Genomic DNA, 17,506 nt, shown 5'->3' with positions numbered 1-17,506 from the left:
GAGAACTAGAAGAGTGAGGCGATCTGCTTCCGGTCCACCTTGCCGTTTGTCAGCAGCGGCAGTTCGCCCAGCCGCCGGACATTCGTGGGGACCATGTACTTGGGAAGGTGTTGCAGCAGGTGCGCGCGGACCTGGTCCTCGGTGAGGTCGCCCTCCCCCGCGTAGACGCAGGACAGCGTGGGATCCGCTCCCTGGCGCGCGTCGCTGGCGACGACCACCGCGTTGCTGACGCCGGGCATCCTGCGGAGGCAGTGCTCGACCTCGCCCAGCTCCACGCGGTTGCCGTTGACCTTGATCTGATGGTCCTTGCGGCCAACGAAGTGGAGCAGGCCCTGGTCGTCCCGGGTGCCCAGGTCTCCGGTGCGGTACGCGCGCAGCCGGGGTGCGTCCGGCCGGGCCCGGCTGGAGAACTTCGCCTCCGTCAGCTCCGGGTTCCGGTAGTAGCCCTTGGCCAGGAACTCCGACTCCAGGACCAGCTCTCCCGAGCGCTCGTCGGGGCCGCCTTCGAGCTGGACCTCGCAGCCTTCGATGGGCCGGCCCAGCGGCACGACGTCGCCCTCCAGGCTACGGAGGTCGCGGGGCACGACGAAGCACGTCTTGATGAGCGTGCACTCGCTGGGCCCGTAGAAGTTGATGAGCTGCGCGTCCGGGGACAGGTTCGCCTGGAGGTGGCGGGCGTCCTCCACGTAGAGGCGTTCACCGGACAGGAACAGCTTGCGGAGCGAGTCGAACGAGCCCTTCAGCTTCGCGTTCGTCCAGCTGACCTCCGATGCCAGCTTGAACACCGAGGGCACCGAGTGCATCAGGTTGATGCGGTGCTCGGCCACCCAGCGCGGGAAGAGGATGGGATGGTAGCGGGTGCCCGCGGCCGGGATGTAGAGCGTGCCGCCCGTGCACAGCGGCAGGAAGAAGTCCCGCAGGCTCACGTCGAAGGTGGTGGGCGCGAGCTGCGAGACGCGGCACTCCGGGCCGACCTCGAAGGTGCGCGCCTGCCACTCGATGAAGACCGCGAGCGACAGGTGCGAGCCCTCGACGGCGTTCGGCGTGCCCGTGGAGCCCGACGTGTAGACGAGGTACAGCGAGTCCTCCGTCCAGGGCTTCGTGAGGTCGTTGTGCGGCGTGGGCCGCGCCGCCGCGGACTTCACCGTGCGCAAGCAGAGGCCGTCCGCCGTGCGGCCCTCCACCACCAGCAGCTCGCACTCCACGAACGCGCTGACGCGCTCCACCTGCTCCGGCGTGACGACCAGGGCCGCTGGCCGCGTCAGCTCCAGCGCGGAGCGCAGCCGGGCTTCCGGCCAGGCCGCGTCCATGGGGGCGAAGACGCCTCGCCGGTCCGTGATGGCCAGCATGGTGGCCACGTAGGCCAGGTCGCCAGGCAGGAGCATGGCGATGACCGCCCCCTCCAGGCCCCGGCTCACCAGCCCTCCGGACAGTGACGCCACGCTCCGCTGGAGCGCGGCATATGACAACGCTTCGCGCGGCCCCACGACCGCGGGGTGCTCTCCGCGTGTCATGGCGATGTGCGCGAAGGTCTCGGCCAGGGGCCGGACGGACGGGGCGTTCGGACGTTGCATGGACGGGCTCACCGGCAGTCAGCGGGCGTCAGACCACGCGCCAGGCGGCGACGGAGCTGCCCGAGGTTCCCGTGGCGAGCCCCGCCACGACGGAGCCGGAGGGCGCCTTCGAGCGCGTCGCCCAGTCCACCAGGTTGATGAGCTGGTCCGTGGAGAAGACGTGCGCGTACTCGGGGAGGTTGTCCAGGTAGAACATGCTCGCGGGGATGCCCAGCACGCTGGCGAGCGCGCCGGCCACCTCCGAGTTCGCCGTGTTGGGGATCCACTTCGCCAGCGGCTTGTCGATCTTCGACAGCACCGTCTTCTTGCACTTCATGGCGGCGCCGCAGATGTCGCGGAAGCTCTTCGCGGGGTTGGACATGCCGGCGCGCGACAGGTGGTGGAAGGCCTTCGCGAAGCCGAGCAGCTCGAACGACGGCACCGCCGAGCCGCGCGGCTCGCGGGTGATGACACACGCGGCGGCGCCATCGGAACAGATGGTCTGCCCTGTGGTGACGCGCTGTTCCTTGCTACATGCGACGTCCGTGGACACCAGCAGGACGGTGCGCGCCCTCCCCGTCTCCAGCAGCATGGCCGCGTGCTCGATGCCGAGCATGGCGTTCGTACATTCGCCGAAGCACACGCCGGTGATGGGCGTGGTCAGCATCTCCATGCGGTGGGCGAACAGGCCGATGGACAGGTCGCCGTGCGCGGGACTGCGGGAGCTCACCGACGCGTAGATGACCTGGTCGATGTCCGCGACGTTGACCTCCGCGGCCTGCATGGCCTGGCGCGCGGCCTCCACGCCCAGCTCCCACGCCTCCACCGTGGAGTGGCGGTAGTTCTTGAAGCCCCGGTCCGCGAGGAACTTGATGGCGGCCTCGTCGCCTCCCAGCTCGGGGACGCTGCTGATGGGCCGGGACTCACCGAGGACGTAACGGATGCCGTTGACGAAAATCATGGGGGATTCCTTGAGCGATGGGTCAGTGCTTCGCTTTGAGAAAGAGTGCGTGGGGCTTGCGGAACGACGCGCCCCGGATGACCGCGGGGGCGTCCTCCGCCAGCTGAACGCCCTGCCACGTGTTCCAGAGCGTGCGCAGGGTGATCTCCGCGTTCATCATCGTGAAGGTCTTCCCGACGCACGCGTGCGGTCCCACCGCGAACGACAGGGAGTTGGACAGCGTCCGCGTGGGGTCGAACACGTCCGGTGACGCGAACGTGGCCTCGTCCCTCGCGGCGCTCGCCAGCAGCAGGTTCACCGCCTGGCCGCGCTTGATGGTGACGCCGCCCAGCTCCAGGGTCTCCGCCGCGAACCGCACGGTGGACGCCTGCACGGGCTCGAACCGGAGGACTTCATCCAGGATGGCGCGCGCCATGCCAGGCACCGTGGCCAGCTGCTCGAACCAGGACGGGTTGCGCGCGAGCACCGTGGCCGCGTTCCCCAGGAGGCACATGGAGGTCTCGATGCCTCCGGCGAGGAAGGTCCAGTAGAGGATCTTGATGGTCTCCGGGGTCTCATCGCGGATGCCGTCGATGAGGCGCTTGAAACCGCGCGTGCCCGGGCCCTCCTCCAACAGGCGCGCGATGATGCCGTCCAGCCACGCGCTCACCTCGTGGTGAACGTCGGAGACCTCCTGACGGTTGCCCCGCTTCCCGTCCAGGTGGTCCATCAGGACCATCATGCGCTCGAAGAGCCAGCGCTCGTCCTCCAGGGGGAAGCCGAGGAACTCGGAGATCATCAGCGTGGGCACGCGCTCCGCGACGGCGCGCATGAACTCCATGGGCGGCTGCTCCGCGGCGGCGCGGACCAGCGCGGTGATGCGGGGCTCGGAGACCTCGCGCGCGAAGATGGCGAGGTTGGCGTTGCCCACCAGCGGGGCGACCTTGCGGCGCAGGCGAAGGTGCTCCGGCCCCTCCATGTCGATGAGCGTGCGGCCGAAGAGCTCTTCCGTGATGCGGAAGGGGAACTCCACGGTGAAGCGCGGATCCTTGAGGATGGCCTGCACGTGCTCGTAACGGAACACGCAGTGCATGCGGATCTCGTCCGACCACCAGATGGGTTGCTCGCGCCGGAAATGCGCGTAGAGCGGCCACGGATTCTCCAGGTAGTCCGTGGACATGAACTCTAGGGAGCGCACGCGCCCTCCTTGGAGCCGACGAAGGCGTCGTACATGGAGTCGAGCGTGAAGAAGACCTCGCTGCGGCGGGACTTCAGGTCCGCGCGGCTGTCCAGCATCCGCTCGATGTGCGCGACCAGGCGCGGCAGGTCGAACGACTCCAGCACGCCCAGGTCGAAGAGGTTGTCCTTCGGGCCGCAGGTCCAGCCCTCGGGGAGGGACGCCTGGGTCGCGAGGTACTGGATGATGTTCGACTGAAACTCTTCTCGTGTCATGGGACCTCCAGGGATGGGTTGCGGCGCACCGGAGCCTCCGGTTCGGCGGCCATCTGCGCGAGCCGCAGCCGGTCCACCTTGCCGTTGGACAGGACCGGGAAGGCATCGAGCCGCCGCAGCTGACGCGGGACCATGTAGCGGGGCAGCGCGGCGGACATGCGCGAGCGCAGGCGGACCGTCAGCTCGTTCCACGGCGTGGTGCCGCGTGAGACGACGAAGCACGTGAGGGTGGCCCGCGCCTCGTCCGCCGGGACGACGGCCACCGCCGCCGCGACCTCGGGGTCGCCCTCCACGACGTGTTCAATCTCGGGGAGCTCGACGCGGTTTCCGCCGACCTTCACCTGATGGTCCAGCCGGCCGATGAAATAGAACTCGCCCTGTTCGTCGCGCGTCACCACGTCGCCGGAGCGGAAGACGACGCCCTCTCCGCCGCGCGGGTCCGGCACCAGCCGCTGCCGGGTCTGCGCTTCGTCTCGCCAGTAGCCGTTGAAGAGGTGCGGGCCGCGCACGTACAGCTCGCCCTCCTCCCCCACTCCGATTTCACGGCCGGACTCGTCCAGCGCGAACAGCTCCGTGCCGCGCAGCGCGACGCCCAGGGAGAGTCGGCCCCGGAACGTCGCCGCCGGACTGGCGAACGTCTTGAAGCAGCAGCCGATGGACTCCGAGTGGCCGAAGCACTGGACGATGCGCAGGTCCGGCCGCCAGCCCTGGAGCGTGTGGACGTCCTTCGCCGGGAAGCTCTCCGCGGCGTAGAGGATGGTGTCCAGGTGGCTCAGGCCCCCGAGCAGCGACGCGTCCCCTTCCGTGAGGAGCGGGCGCCACACGGACGGCACGGAGTGCATCTGGGTCACCCGGTGCTCGTGCAGGTACTCGACGAGGCTGCGAGGCTGGTAGGCCAGCATGCGCGGCACCTGGACCAGCGTGGCCCCGTTGCCGAGCGACATCCCCACGTCGAACATCGCGAAGTCGAAGTGCAGCGGGGAGATGGTGCCGATGCGCGCGGTGGACGGGACGCCCAGCTCGCTGAAGCCACGCAGCGTGTTCACCGCGGCGCCGTGGCTCATCACGATGCCCTTGGGCTGCCCCGTGGAGCCGGACGTCATGATGATGTAGGCCGCGTCCTCCGGGACGGGAGTGGACCTGTCGCCCGTCACGGGGTGCGCTGTGCGGGCCACCACCAGCGGGCCCACCTGCGTGCCCTCGGGGACGCCCGGTGCGGTGCGCAGGTCGCTGGAGACGACGACGGCCGCGGGCTCCAGCCGGGCGAGGATGGCCTCGAAGCGCGCGGGGGGCAGCTCCGGCGCCACGGGCACGTACGCGGCGCCCAGCGCCATGGTGGCGATGAGCAGCGCGATGGCGTCGGGTTCGGCCTCCATGCGCGCCACGACGCGGTCGCCGCGCCCCAGGCCCAGCTCCGCGAGCACGGTCCGGTAGCGGGCGACCTCGGTGGCCAGGCGGGCGTGATTCCAGGTCACGCCGTCATGCACGATGGCGTCGCGCTCGGGCGCCGTCCTGCCGTGATGGAGGAGGAAGTCGGAGAGCAGCATGGTCACCGGGCCTCCTTCGCGGGCCGGACCAGGCGCATCGCGGCCGCGCCCCAGACGGTGTCCGCGGGGCCCGTCACCAGCACTGGCGTTCCGGCGGGGAGGTCCGACTCCAGGAGCTGCCCCAGGGCGATCAGCTGGTCCGCCGAGCTGCAGTGCCCCAGCTCGCCGATGTTCCTGTCGTAGATGCGGTCCCCCGCGATGCCGCAGAGCTCCGAGATGTTGCGCAGCACCGAGCGGTTGAAGTTCGCCGTCACCAGCCACCGGCACTGGGCCGCGCTCAGGTCCGCCGCCGACAGCGCGGCCTCCGCGGACGTGCGCACGCCGTTCGAGTACGCGCGGACGTACGAGACGATGTCGCCCGTCTCCAGGTGCTCGGTCGCCTGGGCGTCGTAGTGGTGACGCACGGGCCCCACGTCGTAGCCGCGCTCCAGCGCGTCCGACACCACACAGCACGCCACGCCATCACTGCCGACGGCGGAGTCCTGGCGGATGAGCCGCGTGCGCCCGGCAGGGTACGCATCGCTGAAGAGCAGCAGCGCGTTGCGGGAGCGGCCCAGCGCGCGCAGGCCTTCGATGGACTCGAAGGCGTAGGTGAAGTTCGCGCAGAAGCCCAGGAAGACGCCGATGGGGCGCGCGTTCAGGAGGCCGCAGCCCCTCAGCACGCGGGGCATCAGCGCGGCGTCCTCGCGGTCGTCGAAGGTGCCGGTCGCGTAGATGACGGTGTCGATGGATTGCGGATCCAGCCCCGACTCGCGGACCGAGGCCTGGAGCGCTTCCACCATCAGCGCTTCGCGGGGCCGGGTCGCTTCCATGAAGCAGGCCAGCCCGTGCTTCTTCATGCGCTGGAGGCGGCGCGCGTCCGCCGAAAGCTCCGGCAGCGAGTCGATCTCCCGCCGCTCGCCGAGCCGCCACGTGAATGCACCGATCCTCATGACGCGGCCTCCTGGGTGACTTCGAACCGGCTCCGCAAGGCCGCGGCGATGCGCTTCAACGCGTCGCCTTCCATGATGCCGTAGTGGTCCGCCTGCACGCGGTGGACGCGGGGCACCGGACGGCAGCGGTCCAACGGCTGGAGGTGCGGGAAGTCCTCGGGCCGCTGCGCGTCCGCGAACCACACGTCCGCGTCGACCGGGCCTTCGGGCGGGTCGTAGCCAAGCAGCGCCGAGGTGTTCTGGCGGAACTGCTCGAACAGGGCCGCGAGCTCGGAGCCGCGCGCACGCTGCGTCAGGCCTTCGCCTCCCAGCGACTGGACGACCTCCGGCAACGAGCGCGTCCGCAGCCGTTCGGCCAGTTGCTCCAGGCTGAGCGTGCCCGCGCCTCGCAGGACGTCGCGGATGAACGCCGCCTCCAGGGACCTGGTCTCCGGCGCGGAGGGGATGGGCTTGCGGACCCACGGGTCGACGAGCACGGCGGCGACCCGGCCCGTGCCCCTCGCTTCGAGGCGGCGCTGGACCTCCAGCACGACCGCGCCTCCCAGGGACCAGCCGAAGAGCACGTCGGGCTGGATGCCCGCGCCGTCCAGCTGTTCGACGTAGTGGGCCGCCAGGTCTCGCAGCGACAGGTCCGTGCGCTCGATGCCCAGTGACTGGAGCCCGACGACCGTGAAGCGCTTGCCCAGGAGGTCGACGAGTTCGCGGTAGCAGTACACGGTGCCGCCCACGGGGTGGATGCACACCACGGTGGGCGCGCCCTCCGCTCCGCGCTGCATGCGCACGAGTGCGCTGTGTGCCCCGCCGCGCTGGCCGCCCATCACCTTCGCCATGCCCTCGATGGTCGCGGTGCGCAGCAGCTCCGCCAGCTCCGGGCGCACGCCGGTGCGGTGCTCGATGGCGTTCGCGAGCCGGACCGCCAGCACCGACTCTCCGCCCACCTCGAAGAAGCTCACCTGCGTGTCGCGGATGGGGCGGCCGAGGATCTGCGACCACAGCTCCGCCATCAGCTGCTCGGCGGACGTGCGCGGCGCCAGCGTCACGGGCTGGTCGAGCAGCGCGAGCTCGCGCAGCTTCGCCTGGTCCACCTTGCCGTTGGCGGTGAGCGGCAGCTCGGGCAGCCAGTGGATCCGGCGCGGCACCATGTACGACGGCAGCAGCGCGGACAGCGCGTCGCGCAGCTCCGGCCGCTCCGTCCCCTTGGGGGTGACGAACGCGGCCAGCCAGCGGTGCTCGCGGGGGCCCACCGCTACGACGACGGCCTTGTCCACGGACTCGCACTTCGTCAGCGCGGCGGTGACGTCTCCCAGCTCGACGCGGTAGCCGCTGATCTTCACCTGGCCGTCGTCGCGGCCCAGGAACTCGATGTTGCCGTCGGGCCAGCGGCGGGCCCGGTCCCCGGTGAGGTAGAGCCGTTCACCAGTCTCCGGATGCCGGACGAAGGCGGCCGCCGTCTTCTCCGGGGAGCGCCAGTAGCCGTCCGCGAGCCCCTGGCCGCCGATGGCCAGTTCGCCCTCCACCCAGTCTGGGCAGGGAGAGCCCATGCCCGGGTGGAGCACGTGCAGCTGCTGGTTCGCCAGCGGGTAGCCGTAGGGGATGCTGGACCAGGTGGCGGGGACGTCCCGCACCTCGAAGGCGTTGGACCAGATGGAGGCTTCCGTGGCGCCGCCCAGGCTGACCACGCGCGCGTTCGGGAACACCGCGCGGATGCGTCCGGGCAGCGTGACCGGGATCCAGTCGCCTGACAGGAGCGCGAGCCGCAGCGATGGCGCCTGGAGGCCTCGGGCCTCCATGTACTCGACGAGCATCTCCATGATCGCCGGCACCGTGTTCCACAGCGTCACGCCGTGCTCGCGGACCAGGGGGAAGAGCTCCGCGGGGTCGGGGTGGCTTCCGGTCGGGGGCAGCACCAGCCGGCCTCCCGCGCCCAGCACGCCGAAGATGTCGAAGACCGACAGGTCGAAGTGCAGGTGGGAGACGCCCAGCACGCAGTCGCCCGGGCCCACGTCGAAGCGGCGCTGGATGTCCTCCAGCGTGACGGCCACCGCGTCATGCGAGATGGCGACGCCCTTGGGCTCTCCCGTGGAGCCCGATGTGAAGAGGATGTACGCCAGCCGGGCGTCCGTGCTCGTGCCCACGGGGGCCGGCGGCACCTCGTCGATGCGCAGGCCCACGCGGCCGCCCTCACGCTCCAGGGCTGCGGCGCCGGCGGCGTCACACAGCGCCAGGCCCGCGTCCGCGGCGGAGAGGACCGCTGACATGCGCGCGGACGGCCACGACGGATCCAGGGGCACGTAGGGCGCCCCGGCCATGGCCGCGCCGAGCACCGCGACCACCTGCTCCCAACCCTTGTTCGCGATGACGGCCACGGGGACGTCCGGCTTCGCGCCCCGGGCTCGCAGGGCGTTCGCCACGCCGCTCGCGCGCTGGCCCAGCTCCTGGAAGGACAGCGTCCGCTCGCGCGTCACCACCGCTGTGCCGCGGTGCTCGCGCACCTGACGCTCCAGCATCGCGTGGAGCTGGTGGACGGTGCGCTCCGCCTGGGTGGCGTTGGCCCGGGCCTGGGAGTCCTGCTGCGCCTGGGGCTGCTCCATCCGCAGGGGCGTCTTCCAGTCGTGCGTCCCCGACAGACGGCGGACACCCGCGAGGAAGGCCTCGAACATCGCCTCCCCTACTCCCGGACACAGCGTGTCCGCGTCGATGTCCCAGTGGAAGCGCAGGCCGTCCTTCGTGCGGAAGACCTGCTGATCGATGAGGACGCCCGGGCTCTGGATGCTGGCGCCCTCCGGTCTCCAGCCCAGCTGCGCCAGGCCGATCTCCGTGTCGGACCGGCCCAGGGCGAGGCCGCTCGAATAGGCGACCACGTTCGCGCGGACCGGATGGCCGGACTGGCGCGCCGCGATCCGCTGCACGGTCACTCCGTCCACGGACGCGTGGCCCATGTCCTGGGTGAGCTGGTGACGGATGGCATTCGCCAGGTCCGCGAAGGACACGTCGCGCCGGACGTTCAGCGCCAGGCGCACGATGCCGCCGAAGTGGCCGAGCGGCAGGCCAAAGTGCCGTCCTCCGCCATGCAGGACGTTGATGCTGAAGTCCGGGGACTGCGACCACTCCGCCAGCACCAGCGCGAACGCGCCCATCAGCGCGTTGTCCAGCGTGAGCCCGAACTCGCGGGCCCGCGTGGTGAGCACGGCGGCCTCTGCCTCCGGCAGGTCCGCGATCAACCTGCGGATGCGGCCTCCGGGCTCGGTGAGGCTGCGCACCGGCAGCACGGGCGACGGGGGAATGGCGCGCGCCGCCCAGTACTGCCGGGCGCGCTGATACTCGGCCGAGACCAGCTGCCGGAACCGGCGCAGGACGTGGCTCGCCAGACGGCCCGGCGCGGGCAGGTCCGTGCGGGCCGGGTCCTCCAGCAGCTTGCGCAGCTCCTCCACGTAGAGGAACCAGGACGTCGCGTCGCCCACCAGCAGCCGGCCCGCGACGTGGACGTGGAAGCGCTCCGCCGTCCGCTGCACGCACATCCGGTAGAGCGGCCAGACCTCCGCGCCGCGCTGGGGCTGGCTCACCAGGGTGCGCGCGCGCTCAACCTCTCGCGCCACCTCCGCCTCCGGAAGGGCGCGCAGGTCCTGGACCTCCAGCGGGAAGGGGCCCACGTGCTCCAGGAGGCGGCCTCGGCCGTCCGAGCCCACCGTCATCCGCAGCGAGTCGTGACGCGCGAACAACGCGCTGAGGGCGGCCTGGAGGCGCTCCAGGTCCAGCGTCTCCACGGAGAAGCCGTTGTACCAATACCCTGCCCCGGCGATGCCCTGCGTGCCGGCCTCGCCCAGCCAGTAGGACTGCTGCAGCTCCGACAGCGGCAGCGTGCGGGCACGGGCGCGCACGGTATCGTCAGGCCCCAGGAGCGCGAGCAGCGCCTCCTTCTGTTCGCGGATGCGGTCCTTCAGCGCGTCGGTGAGCCGCCCCGGTGGCGCCTTGAAGGCCAGGCGTCCCTCCTTCACGCTCAGCTCGACACCGGCCTCGCTCAGCTCCTCGACGAGGTCGTACGTCGCCGCGGTCAGCAACTCCGGGGCGGCGTCGGTCACGAGGCCCGCAGGCTCCGTCTCAGGGCCCGTGGCACGGGCCGGCGTTGGGGCGGCGGACGTCATATGACGCCCTCATCCACGTCGGAGGATGCCTCCGCGCTGACGGAGGCTCCTTCCGCCGGCGCGTCGAGCAGGGCCTGCAGCGGCTCCGTGCCCATCACGTCGAAGAAGTTCATGACCACCCCCGTGGCGGGGTAGATCAAATCAATCCAGCGGACCGCGGCGAGGGAGTAACCGCCGTTGTCGATGAAGCTCTTCGACAGGTCGAGCTTCGAGGGCTCTTGCTGGAGGGCTTCGCTCAGCGTCCTGATGAATGCGTCCTTGTTCATGGCTCTCACACCTGCTGGCAACAACACGCGCACGCCACCCCGGCCGGGACGCTCATCCGCTGTTCGGTGAAGGGACTCCGTAAGGTCGTTCGCATGTGCGGCAGCTCCAGGTTCGACAAGAGAGGCGCGTCAGGCCGCCTCGAGTTGGAGGGTGAAGGCGAGATAGCGGGACGTCGGGCTCGACCAGTCCCGGTCCGGTGCGCGGACGAAGCCGGCGCCGGCGTAGAGCGACTGCGCTCCCGTCATCTGGGGCTGGGTGGACAGCACCAGCCGGGACCAGCCCCGCGTGCGAGCGAGCTGGAGGCCCGCGTCCACCAGCGCGCGTGCGATGCCCCGGCCCCGCGCCTCCGGATGAACCGCGAGCAGGTGGAACTCCGCCTCGTCGTCCCGGGCAATCTGCCGGGAGGCGGCGCCGGGCGCGACCAGGATGACCATGCCGAGCAGCACACCGGTCCCCGGCTCACGTGCGGCGATGAGCGTGCCCCGGGCTCGCACGCGGTCCGGCGCGAAGAGGCGCGCCGCGACGTGCGGGCTCGTGTGGCCCGCCTCCACGAAGACCTCGTCCAGCAGCGTCGCCAGCTCCGCGTCCGTGACGCTGGCGCCCACCTGCAGCGCGAACGGCGGCGGAGTGAGTGCGGTGTCCACGGGGCGCCTACCCTCCCGTCCCGGCTTCGAGTGCGTGGACGGCCCGCTCCGCGAGCGCGGGCGCCAGCCGGAAGCCCGACCCGGCCCCACCGCCCACCGCGAAGGCCCCGGGCACCGCGGCCAGCGGCTCCACGGAGGGATTCGTGTCGGCGCTGTACGCGTCGCAGAACACGCGGCCGCCCAGCTCCAGGCCGCTCACGTCGAGGTAGCGCTCCAGGATGCCTCGCGCACGGGCCTGGTCCGGCGGGTCGATGCGCAACGTCGACACTTCGGGCTCGCAGTCCCAGTGCTCGGAGCGGAAGCTGAAGAGGTAGCGCCCGTGCTCGGGCTGCGGCAGCAGGAAGGCCTCGTCGTCCAGCAGGTAGAGGACGGGCGCGTCGGGATGCGGCGCGATGGGGACATGCAGCGCGGCGATCTTCTTCACCCGCCAGTGCTGCGACACCCCCGCCAGCGCGGTGCGCGTGCTGCCCAGCCAAGGCCCCAGGCACAGCGCCGTCCTGCGCGCCTTCAGCTCGCGTCCGTCGTGGGCCGTCAGCCGCTGCGAGCCGTCGCCTTCGGGAGTCACCCGGATGATCTCCACGCCCTCCAGGCACACGCTGCCCGGCTGCGAAAGGAAGGCCCGCGCGAGCGTCGTCACCAGCGTGGGCGCCGTGCAGCGCGCGGCCTGGACGTCCCCCAGCACCACGGCCCCTTCGGGAGCACGGAAGCCCGGCGGGGCCAGCTCCAGCGCCCGCGCGGCATCGACCCGGCGGGGGGCGGACGCCGCATCCCGCACCAGGCCGTCCAGCCGCTCCTGCTCCCGCGCGGCGGCCGTGAGGAACACGGCGGGCAGGTCGCGCAGCGGCAGGTCCGGCAGCTCCGCTCGCAGCTGCTGATACAGGACCCGGCTGCGCTCCGTGAGCATGCGGCGGACGGGCGTCGAGCCCAGCGGCACGTCCAGGTACGCCGAGTACAGCGTGGCCCCGTGCCCCATGAGGGAGCGGTCCACCAATGCAATGCGCCAGCCCGGGTGGTGCCGCTTCGCCAGCAGCGCCACCAGCGTGCCGACGATGCCGGCACCCACCACCACGAGATCGTATGGGTCCCGGGCCGCGTCCATCACATCCACCAGACGGAGAACACGCGCAGGTCACCGTCACCGGTGTTGCGCAGCGTGTGGCTGATGTTGGAGCCCAGCTCGATGACGTCGCCCGGGCGGACGGACGTCACCTCGCTGCCGTTGCGGGTGAGCTCACCCTCCCCGGCCGCGATGAACCACAGCTCCTGGTCCTCGTGACAGTCGAGCGCGGAGTGGCCACCGGGCTTGATGGTGAAGCGGGACATCTTGAAGCCGGGCGCGACGGCGCGCAGGGACTTCATGTCCACCTTCTCCACCTTCAGGCCCGTGTCGTCGAAGTTCGCGGACTCGAAGGGCAGGCTCGCGGAAGGATGCTCGCGGTTCATACCCATAGCTGCAGCTCCTTGGAGTCGTGGACCTTGTAGACAGGCCGGCCGGCGAGGTCGTTGACGATGTTCGCGCTGCGCCAGGCCATCAGGCTCAGGTTGGGATCCGCGATGCCGCGCGAGTTGATGGCCGCGTTCTGCACGTAGATCTTGTGCGTCGCCGGTCCGTCCCACTTGATGGAGAAGTCCGGGTTGTAGAGATAGCCGCCCTTGTCCAGCGGGATGCGCGGGAGCAGCGGCTTCAGGAACGCGGGGATGCGGTACTGGTAGCCGGTGCAGAGGATGACGGCGTCCACCGTCACCTCGCTCGTGCGGCCCTGCAGCGAGTCCTTCAGCGCGACGGTGTATTCATCCGCGCCGGACTTCGTGAGGCCGACCATCCGCTTGTTGGCGCGCAGGGCGATCTCCGGCTTGCGCGCCCGCAGGAACTCCAGCGAGTAGAGCCGCCGGTAGATGTCCTGGAGCAGGTTCATGGAGATGCCGTCGCTGGCCAGCTTCTGGCTGTCGACGGTGAAGAGCCGCTGCTCCAGGGGCAGCTCGAAGAAGTGGGCGCTGTAGCCCGGCGTGAAGAGCTCGTTGGTGAAGGGCGAGTCGTCCAGCGGCAGGAAGTTGCTGCGCGACGACACCCAGTACAGGTGCGACGGGAAGCGCTGCTCGTCCGAGAGCAGGTGGCGGAAGATCTCCGCGGCGGACTGCCCGCCGCCGATGATGGCGATGCGCTTGTCCTTCCAGTCCAGCCCCTGGTTGAGCAGCGTGTCGCTGTGGAAGACGCGGTTGCCGATGAGCGGCTCGGCGCACTCCGGGACGCAGCGGCTCAGGCCCGTGCCCAGGATGAGGTGGCGCGAGGTGAGGTCCGCGTTGCCGTTGACGATGAAGTGCTCGCCGTCGAAGTCCACGGTCTGCACGTCCATGCCGAAGCGCAGGTTGCGCAGCTGCTTGCTGACCCAGCGGAAGTAGTCGTCGAACTCCGCGCGCTCGACGCCCCGGAAGTCGGAGGTGATGAAGCGGTACATCCGGCCGTGGGCGTGCAGATACGACAGGAAGCCGTACGGGTTGCGGGGGTCCGCGAGCGTGACCAGGTCCTTCAGGTGCGAGGTCTGGATGGTCGCGCCGGAGAGCAGCAGCCCCGGGTGCCAGGAGAACTCCGCCTTGCGGTCCACGAACAGCGTGGAGAGGGTGGAAATCGGTTCGCAGAGCGCGGCCGCGCTCAGGTTGAAGGGTCCAATGCCGACGCCAATCGCGTCGTACCGTGCTGGTGACTTCATTCGCGTGCCCCCTTTCCAACCGGCGAGCGTGCGGCCTCGCGGTGGACACTTCGCTCAACTGCCTCCGAGGTGACCGGCTGGAACGCGGGCGTCCACACCGGCGCCGCCGCCAGCACCGGCCGGTCCGTGAAGGCCTCCAGCCGGGGCTCGCCGCCGTGCCCCAGCAACGTCCAGATGCGCTGGCTCACGTCCGGCATGAACGGGGCGGCGAGCAGGCTCAAGCCCTTCAGCCACCAGTACGCGGACGTGGCGTCGGAGGCGTCCAGGCGCTCTCCTGCGTCGCGCCAGGTGTCGATGCACGCGGCCGCGCGGGCCAGGTTCGTCGTGGGGAGGCGCAGGTGGGCCGCTTGCGCCTCCAGCACGCCGTCCAGCTCCCGCATCAGGTGGTCCGACGGCGCGTCCACGGTCCCGGTGCGCACGCGGGCGAAGGCGCGCGACAGCAGGGCCTCCAGGCCTCCGGCCAGGACGCGGTTGTTCACGTCCACGAACTCCGAGACGATGAAGTCCTTCGGGCCCGCCTCCGGGTTCACGTGGCCCAGGAAGTAGCGGATCGCATCCGGGGACACGCCGGAGCCGGTGACGAGGTCGCTCGCGCACACCAGGTGGTCCCGGCTGGTGGAGAACTTCCGCCCCTCCAGGTTGTAGAAGTGGTTGGTGAGGAAGTAGTCGAACGGCTTGACGTCGTCCCACTCCACCGCCGCGCCCAGCACGCCCGCGAGGTACGCGACCGTGTTGTCGATGCCGAAGGTGGCGACGGTCACGCAGCCGGAGTCCGGCGCGAAGGGGTGCTTCGCGAGGCCGTGCTTCCGCCGGAAGAGCTCCGCGCAGAACAGCGAGAAGGACAGCAGCCCGGTCGTGTACGTGAAGATGACGCCGTCCCCCGGCCCGTACGGCATGCCCCAGCGGCCCGGGTTGGTCAGGCGGACGCGCTCGCCCTGCGCGTCCAGGTAGCGCGTGAGAATCTGGTGGAAGCCGGACGGGATGCCCATCCGCTCGATGCGCGCGTCCAGTTCCTTCCGCCGGCGCAGCCGCAGGAAGAGGCTTTCGACCTCCACCTCCCGGATGTCCTGGGCGTCGAAGGTGCAGCGCGCGTCGCGCAGGTCCTCGGGCTTGTAGTGGCCGCCGCAGGCCTCGCAGAAGTAGCTGCCGGAGCCCGCGCCACACTGTGGACAGGTGCCGGCGATCCAGCAGCCGGCGCCATAGCGCTGGAGCGACGGCGAGTACCGGACCTTCTCGCGCACCGTCTCCACCCCACCCTGCCGGGTGAGCGCGTCGAGGGTGCGGCGGTTGAACGCCACGTACTCGTCATGCAGCTCCGGCCGCAGCGGATCCGTGAAGACGCTGTCGATGCGCAGCGCCTCCAGCTCCTGGACGATCAACCCGTGGAACCGCGTGGCGACCGCGTGCTCCGTGCTGTTCGTCTGGGCGGCCTTGAGCTCGACGTGGGACTCGTAGGAGTCCGCGCCGGAGATGACGTGGGCCTCCACGCCCTGCAGGCGCAGGTGCCGCGCCAGGATGTCGGCCTTGAGGTACGGGCCGGACATGTGTCCCAGGTGGAGCCGGCCGTTGGGCGTGGGCATCACCTGGACGAACAGATGGGGCGGTGCCTTCACCGCGCGCGAGCGGGTCAACATGAGGCGGCCTCGTTCAGGACTGGGGTGGCGCTCGACAGCCGGAACGTCAGCGGGGCCGCGCGGCAGGGGTTGCCCTTGACGACGGACAGGGCGCCTTCGTCCGGGCGCATCACCACCGCGGCGACCGTGTCCGGACGCCGGAGGTCCCCTTCCGCGTGCGCGCACAGCCCGGTGGGAAACAGCGAGTGGTCCGAGAACAACGTGAAGGTGGACGCGTCATCCACCGCGGCCGGCAGTCCCGCCTTGAGCAGCTCCAGGCGCCGGCGTGAGCCGTTGCGGCTGAAGATGTTGAGCCGGTCGTCGGCGACCAGCTCCTCGTGGAGGAAGTGGTTCGTGCGCAGGAAGGTGCTGGCCGTCCACGTCCTCAGGCGGCTGGGGGTGAACTCGCAGCAGGTGACGCCGTGCGCGTCGAAGAGCGTGAGGGCGCGGGCGCTGGCGCGGGGCAGCGCCTCCAGGCGCTTCACGGCGGACGCGGCGTCCGGCTGTGCCAGGGCCTCGCGGACGAGCAGGTACGGCGGCACGCCGGGCCCGGCCCCGTCGGAGGTCAGCAGGTTGATGGCGACGCCGAGCCCGAAGCTGTTGAGGCCCAGGTAGCCCAGGAGCCCCGCGAAGGTGAACAGCAACACCTCCGGAGCGCCGTCGCGCTCCGGGAGGATGCGCAGGACGATGCCCAGGTCCGCGATGAGGCCGTCCTGGTCCACCGTCTGCGCCAGCCGGCGGCCCCGCGCGTCGCGGAGCGCGAGCGTGCTGCAGTCCCCGCCCGCGGGTCCGGCCGGAGCGCCAATCAGCTCGCGGCGCAGCTGGAGCAGCAGCGCTTCCTCGTAGCGGATGTCCGCGCCCCTCGCGAGCCCCTGGAGCTCCCGCGCCAGCTCCGGCACGACCGCCTCCAGCACGCTGCGGTGTTCATCCACGATGCGCCAGAGCCGGGACTCCGGCAGCGGCGCGTGGCGGATCCGGTTCACGCGGGCGAAGTCGTCCCGCACGAAGTCCTGGATCTCCTTGCGCAGCGCCTCGCCGTGCTGCGCGCCCCGCGTCAGGGCATCCCCCGACACGGTCACCTCGCGAAGGGGCGTCAACATGGCCCGCCGCCTCCCCGGGTGACGAGCGCGTCCAGGCGCCGCTTCACGTCCGGCCACTCGGCCGCGAGGACCGAGTAGTAGAGGGTGTCCCGCCGCCGCCCGCCGGGCATGAGCGTGTGCGAGCGCAGGACGCCCTCCTCCGTGCAGCCGACCTTCAGCAGCGCGCGGCGCGCCGGCTGGTTGAGGACGTCCGTCTTGAACTCGGTGCGCTGTACGCCCTGCTGCTCGAAGGCGTAGGCCATCAGCAGGCGCTTGCAGCGGGTGTTGGCGCCGGTGCCCTGGAAGCCGCGTCCCAGCCAGGTCCAGCCCACCTCCACGCGCTGGTCGCGCGCGGACAGGTTGCCGAAGCGCGTGCTGCCCGCGACGGTGCCCGACGCCTTGTCCACCACCGTGAAGGCCAGCGCGGTGCCGGCCCGGGTGGACTCCACGGCTTCTTCCACGAAACGCTGGAGGTCTTCGCGCGTCTGGATGGACGTGACGAAGAACTTCCAGATGGCGGGATCGAACGCGACCCGCGCGAGCGCGTCGACGTCCGCCGCGACGATGGGCCGCAGGAGCACGCCCTCGTCCTCCAGGACGACGCTCCGGTCGGAGAAGAAGCCGCTCAT

Annotated in this window: 15 protein-coding genes; all 15 read right to left on the bottom strand. The window is 70.9% G+C overall.

The features are described 5' to 3' along the window. Nucleotides 1–5: 5 nt before the first annotated feature. Nucleotides 6–1,574 carry an amino acid adenylation domain-containing protein gene (locus tag D7X96_RS24335; RefSeq protein ID WP_121770843.1) on the bottom strand — a complete coding sequence of 523 codons (1,569 nt, stop codon included), beginning with the start codon at nt 1,572–1,574 and terminating at the stop codon, nt 6–8. A gap of 28 nt (nt 1,575–1,602) precedes the next feature. After that, the gene (locus D7X96_RS24330) at nt 1,603–2,514 is read right to left on the bottom strand and encodes a hypothetical protein (protein ID WP_121770842.1); all 912 of its coding nucleotides are present in this window, start codon (nt 2,512–2,514) and stop codon (nt 1,603–1,605) included. Nucleotides 2,515–2,536: 22 nt separating this feature from the next. Further along, nucleotides 2,537–3,691 carry a cytochrome P450 gene (locus D7X96_RS24325; RefSeq protein WP_147468387.1) on the bottom strand — a complete coding sequence of 385 codons (1,155 nt, stop codon included), beginning with the start codon at nt 3,689–3,691 and terminating at the stop codon, nt 2,537–2,539. Next, a complete protein-coding gene (locus D7X96_RS24320; protein ID WP_121770840.1) occupies nt 3,679–3,945 on the bottom strand; it encodes a hypothetical protein in 267 nt (88 codons plus the stop codon). Before D7X96_RS24320 ends, D7X96_RS24325 begins: the two co-directional genes overlap by 13 nt. Further along, nucleotides 3,942–5,492, bottom strand: coding sequence for an AMP-binding protein (locus D7X96_RS24315; RefSeq protein WP_121770839.1), 1,551 nt, complete (start codon nt 5,490–5,492; stop codon nt 3,942–3,944). The genes D7X96_RS24320 and D7X96_RS24315 overlap by 4 nt, the downstream gene beginning before the upstream one ends. A 2-nt stretch (nt 5,493–5,494) precedes the next feature. Continuing rightward, the gene (locus D7X96_RS24310; RefSeq protein ID WP_121770838.1) at nt 5,495–6,424 is read right to left on the bottom strand and encodes a 3-oxoacyl-[acyl-carrier-protein] synthase III C-terminal domain-containing protein; all 930 of its coding nucleotides are present in this window, start codon (nt 6,422–6,424) and stop codon (nt 5,495–5,497) included. Further along, entirely contained in the window at nt 6,421–10,503 is a 4,083-nt protein-coding gene (locus D7X96_RS24305; protein WP_158626624.1) for a non-ribosomal peptide synthetase, read from the bottom strand. The genes D7X96_RS24310 and D7X96_RS24305 overlap by 4 nt, the downstream gene beginning before the upstream one ends. Nucleotides 10,504–10,562: 59 nt before the next feature. Then, nucleotides 10,563–10,832 carry a hypothetical protein gene (locus tag D7X96_RS24300; protein WP_120547702.1) on the bottom strand — a complete coding sequence of 90 codons (270 nt, stop codon included), beginning with the start codon at nt 10,830–10,832 and terminating at the stop codon, nt 10,563–10,565. A 129-nt stretch (nt 10,833–10,961) separates the two neighbouring features. Then, the gene (locus tag D7X96_RS24295) at nt 10,962–11,477 is read right to left on the bottom strand and encodes a GNAT family N-acetyltransferase (protein WP_158626623.1); all 516 of its coding nucleotides are present in this window, start codon (nt 11,475–11,477) and stop codon (nt 10,962–10,964) included. Nucleotides 11,478–11,484: 7 nt separating this feature from the next. Next, nucleotides 11,485–12,576 carry an NAD(P)/FAD-dependent oxidoreductase gene (locus D7X96_RS24290; RefSeq protein ID WP_121722121.1) on the bottom strand — a complete coding sequence of 364 codons (1,092 nt, stop codon included), beginning with the start codon at nt 12,574–12,576 and terminating at the stop codon, nt 11,485–11,487. Next, on the bottom strand, nt 12,576–12,920 hold the full coding sequence (locus D7X96_RS24285; RefSeq protein ID WP_158626304.1) for a cupin domain-containing protein: 345 nt from the start codon (nt 12,918–12,920) through the stop codon (nt 12,576–12,578). Before D7X96_RS24285 ends, D7X96_RS24290 begins: the two co-directional genes overlap by 1 nt. Then, complete coding sequence (locus D7X96_RS24280; protein ID WP_121722123.1) at nt 12,917–14,185, bottom strand: lysine N(6)-hydroxylase/L-ornithine N(5)-oxygenase family protein; 1,269 nt, start codon at nt 14,183–14,185, stop codon at nt 12,917–12,919. Before D7X96_RS24280 ends, D7X96_RS24285 begins: the two co-directional genes overlap by 4 nt. Next, complete coding sequence (locus D7X96_RS24275; protein ID WP_121770835.1) at nt 14,182–15,819, bottom strand: class I tRNA ligase family protein; 1,638 nt, start codon at nt 15,817–15,819, stop codon at nt 14,182–14,184. The genes D7X96_RS24280 and D7X96_RS24275 overlap by 4 nt, the downstream gene beginning before the upstream one ends. Next, the gene (locus D7X96_RS24270) at nt 15,813–16,898 is read right to left on the bottom strand and encodes a C45 family autoproteolytic acyltransferase/hydrolase (RefSeq protein ID WP_121770834.1); all 1,086 of its coding nucleotides are present in this window, start codon (nt 16,896–16,898) and stop codon (nt 15,813–15,815) included. Before D7X96_RS24270 ends, D7X96_RS24275 begins: the two co-directional genes overlap by 7 nt. Continuing rightward, nucleotides 16,892–17,506, bottom strand: a complete 615-nt coding sequence (locus tag D7X96_RS24265) for a GNAT family N-acetyltransferase (protein WP_120547709.1) — start codon at nt 17,504–17,506, stop codon at nt 16,892–16,894. The genes D7X96_RS24270 and D7X96_RS24265 overlap by 7 nt, the downstream gene beginning before the upstream one ends.

This window comes from Corallococcus interemptor, assembly GCF_003668875.1.
GTDB lineage: Bacteria > Myxococcota > Myxococcia > Myxococcales > Myxococcaceae > Corallococcus > Corallococcus interemptor.
The sequence above is the reverse complement of the archived record's forward strand: the minus strand, read 5'-3'. Positions and strand labels throughout refer to the sequence as shown.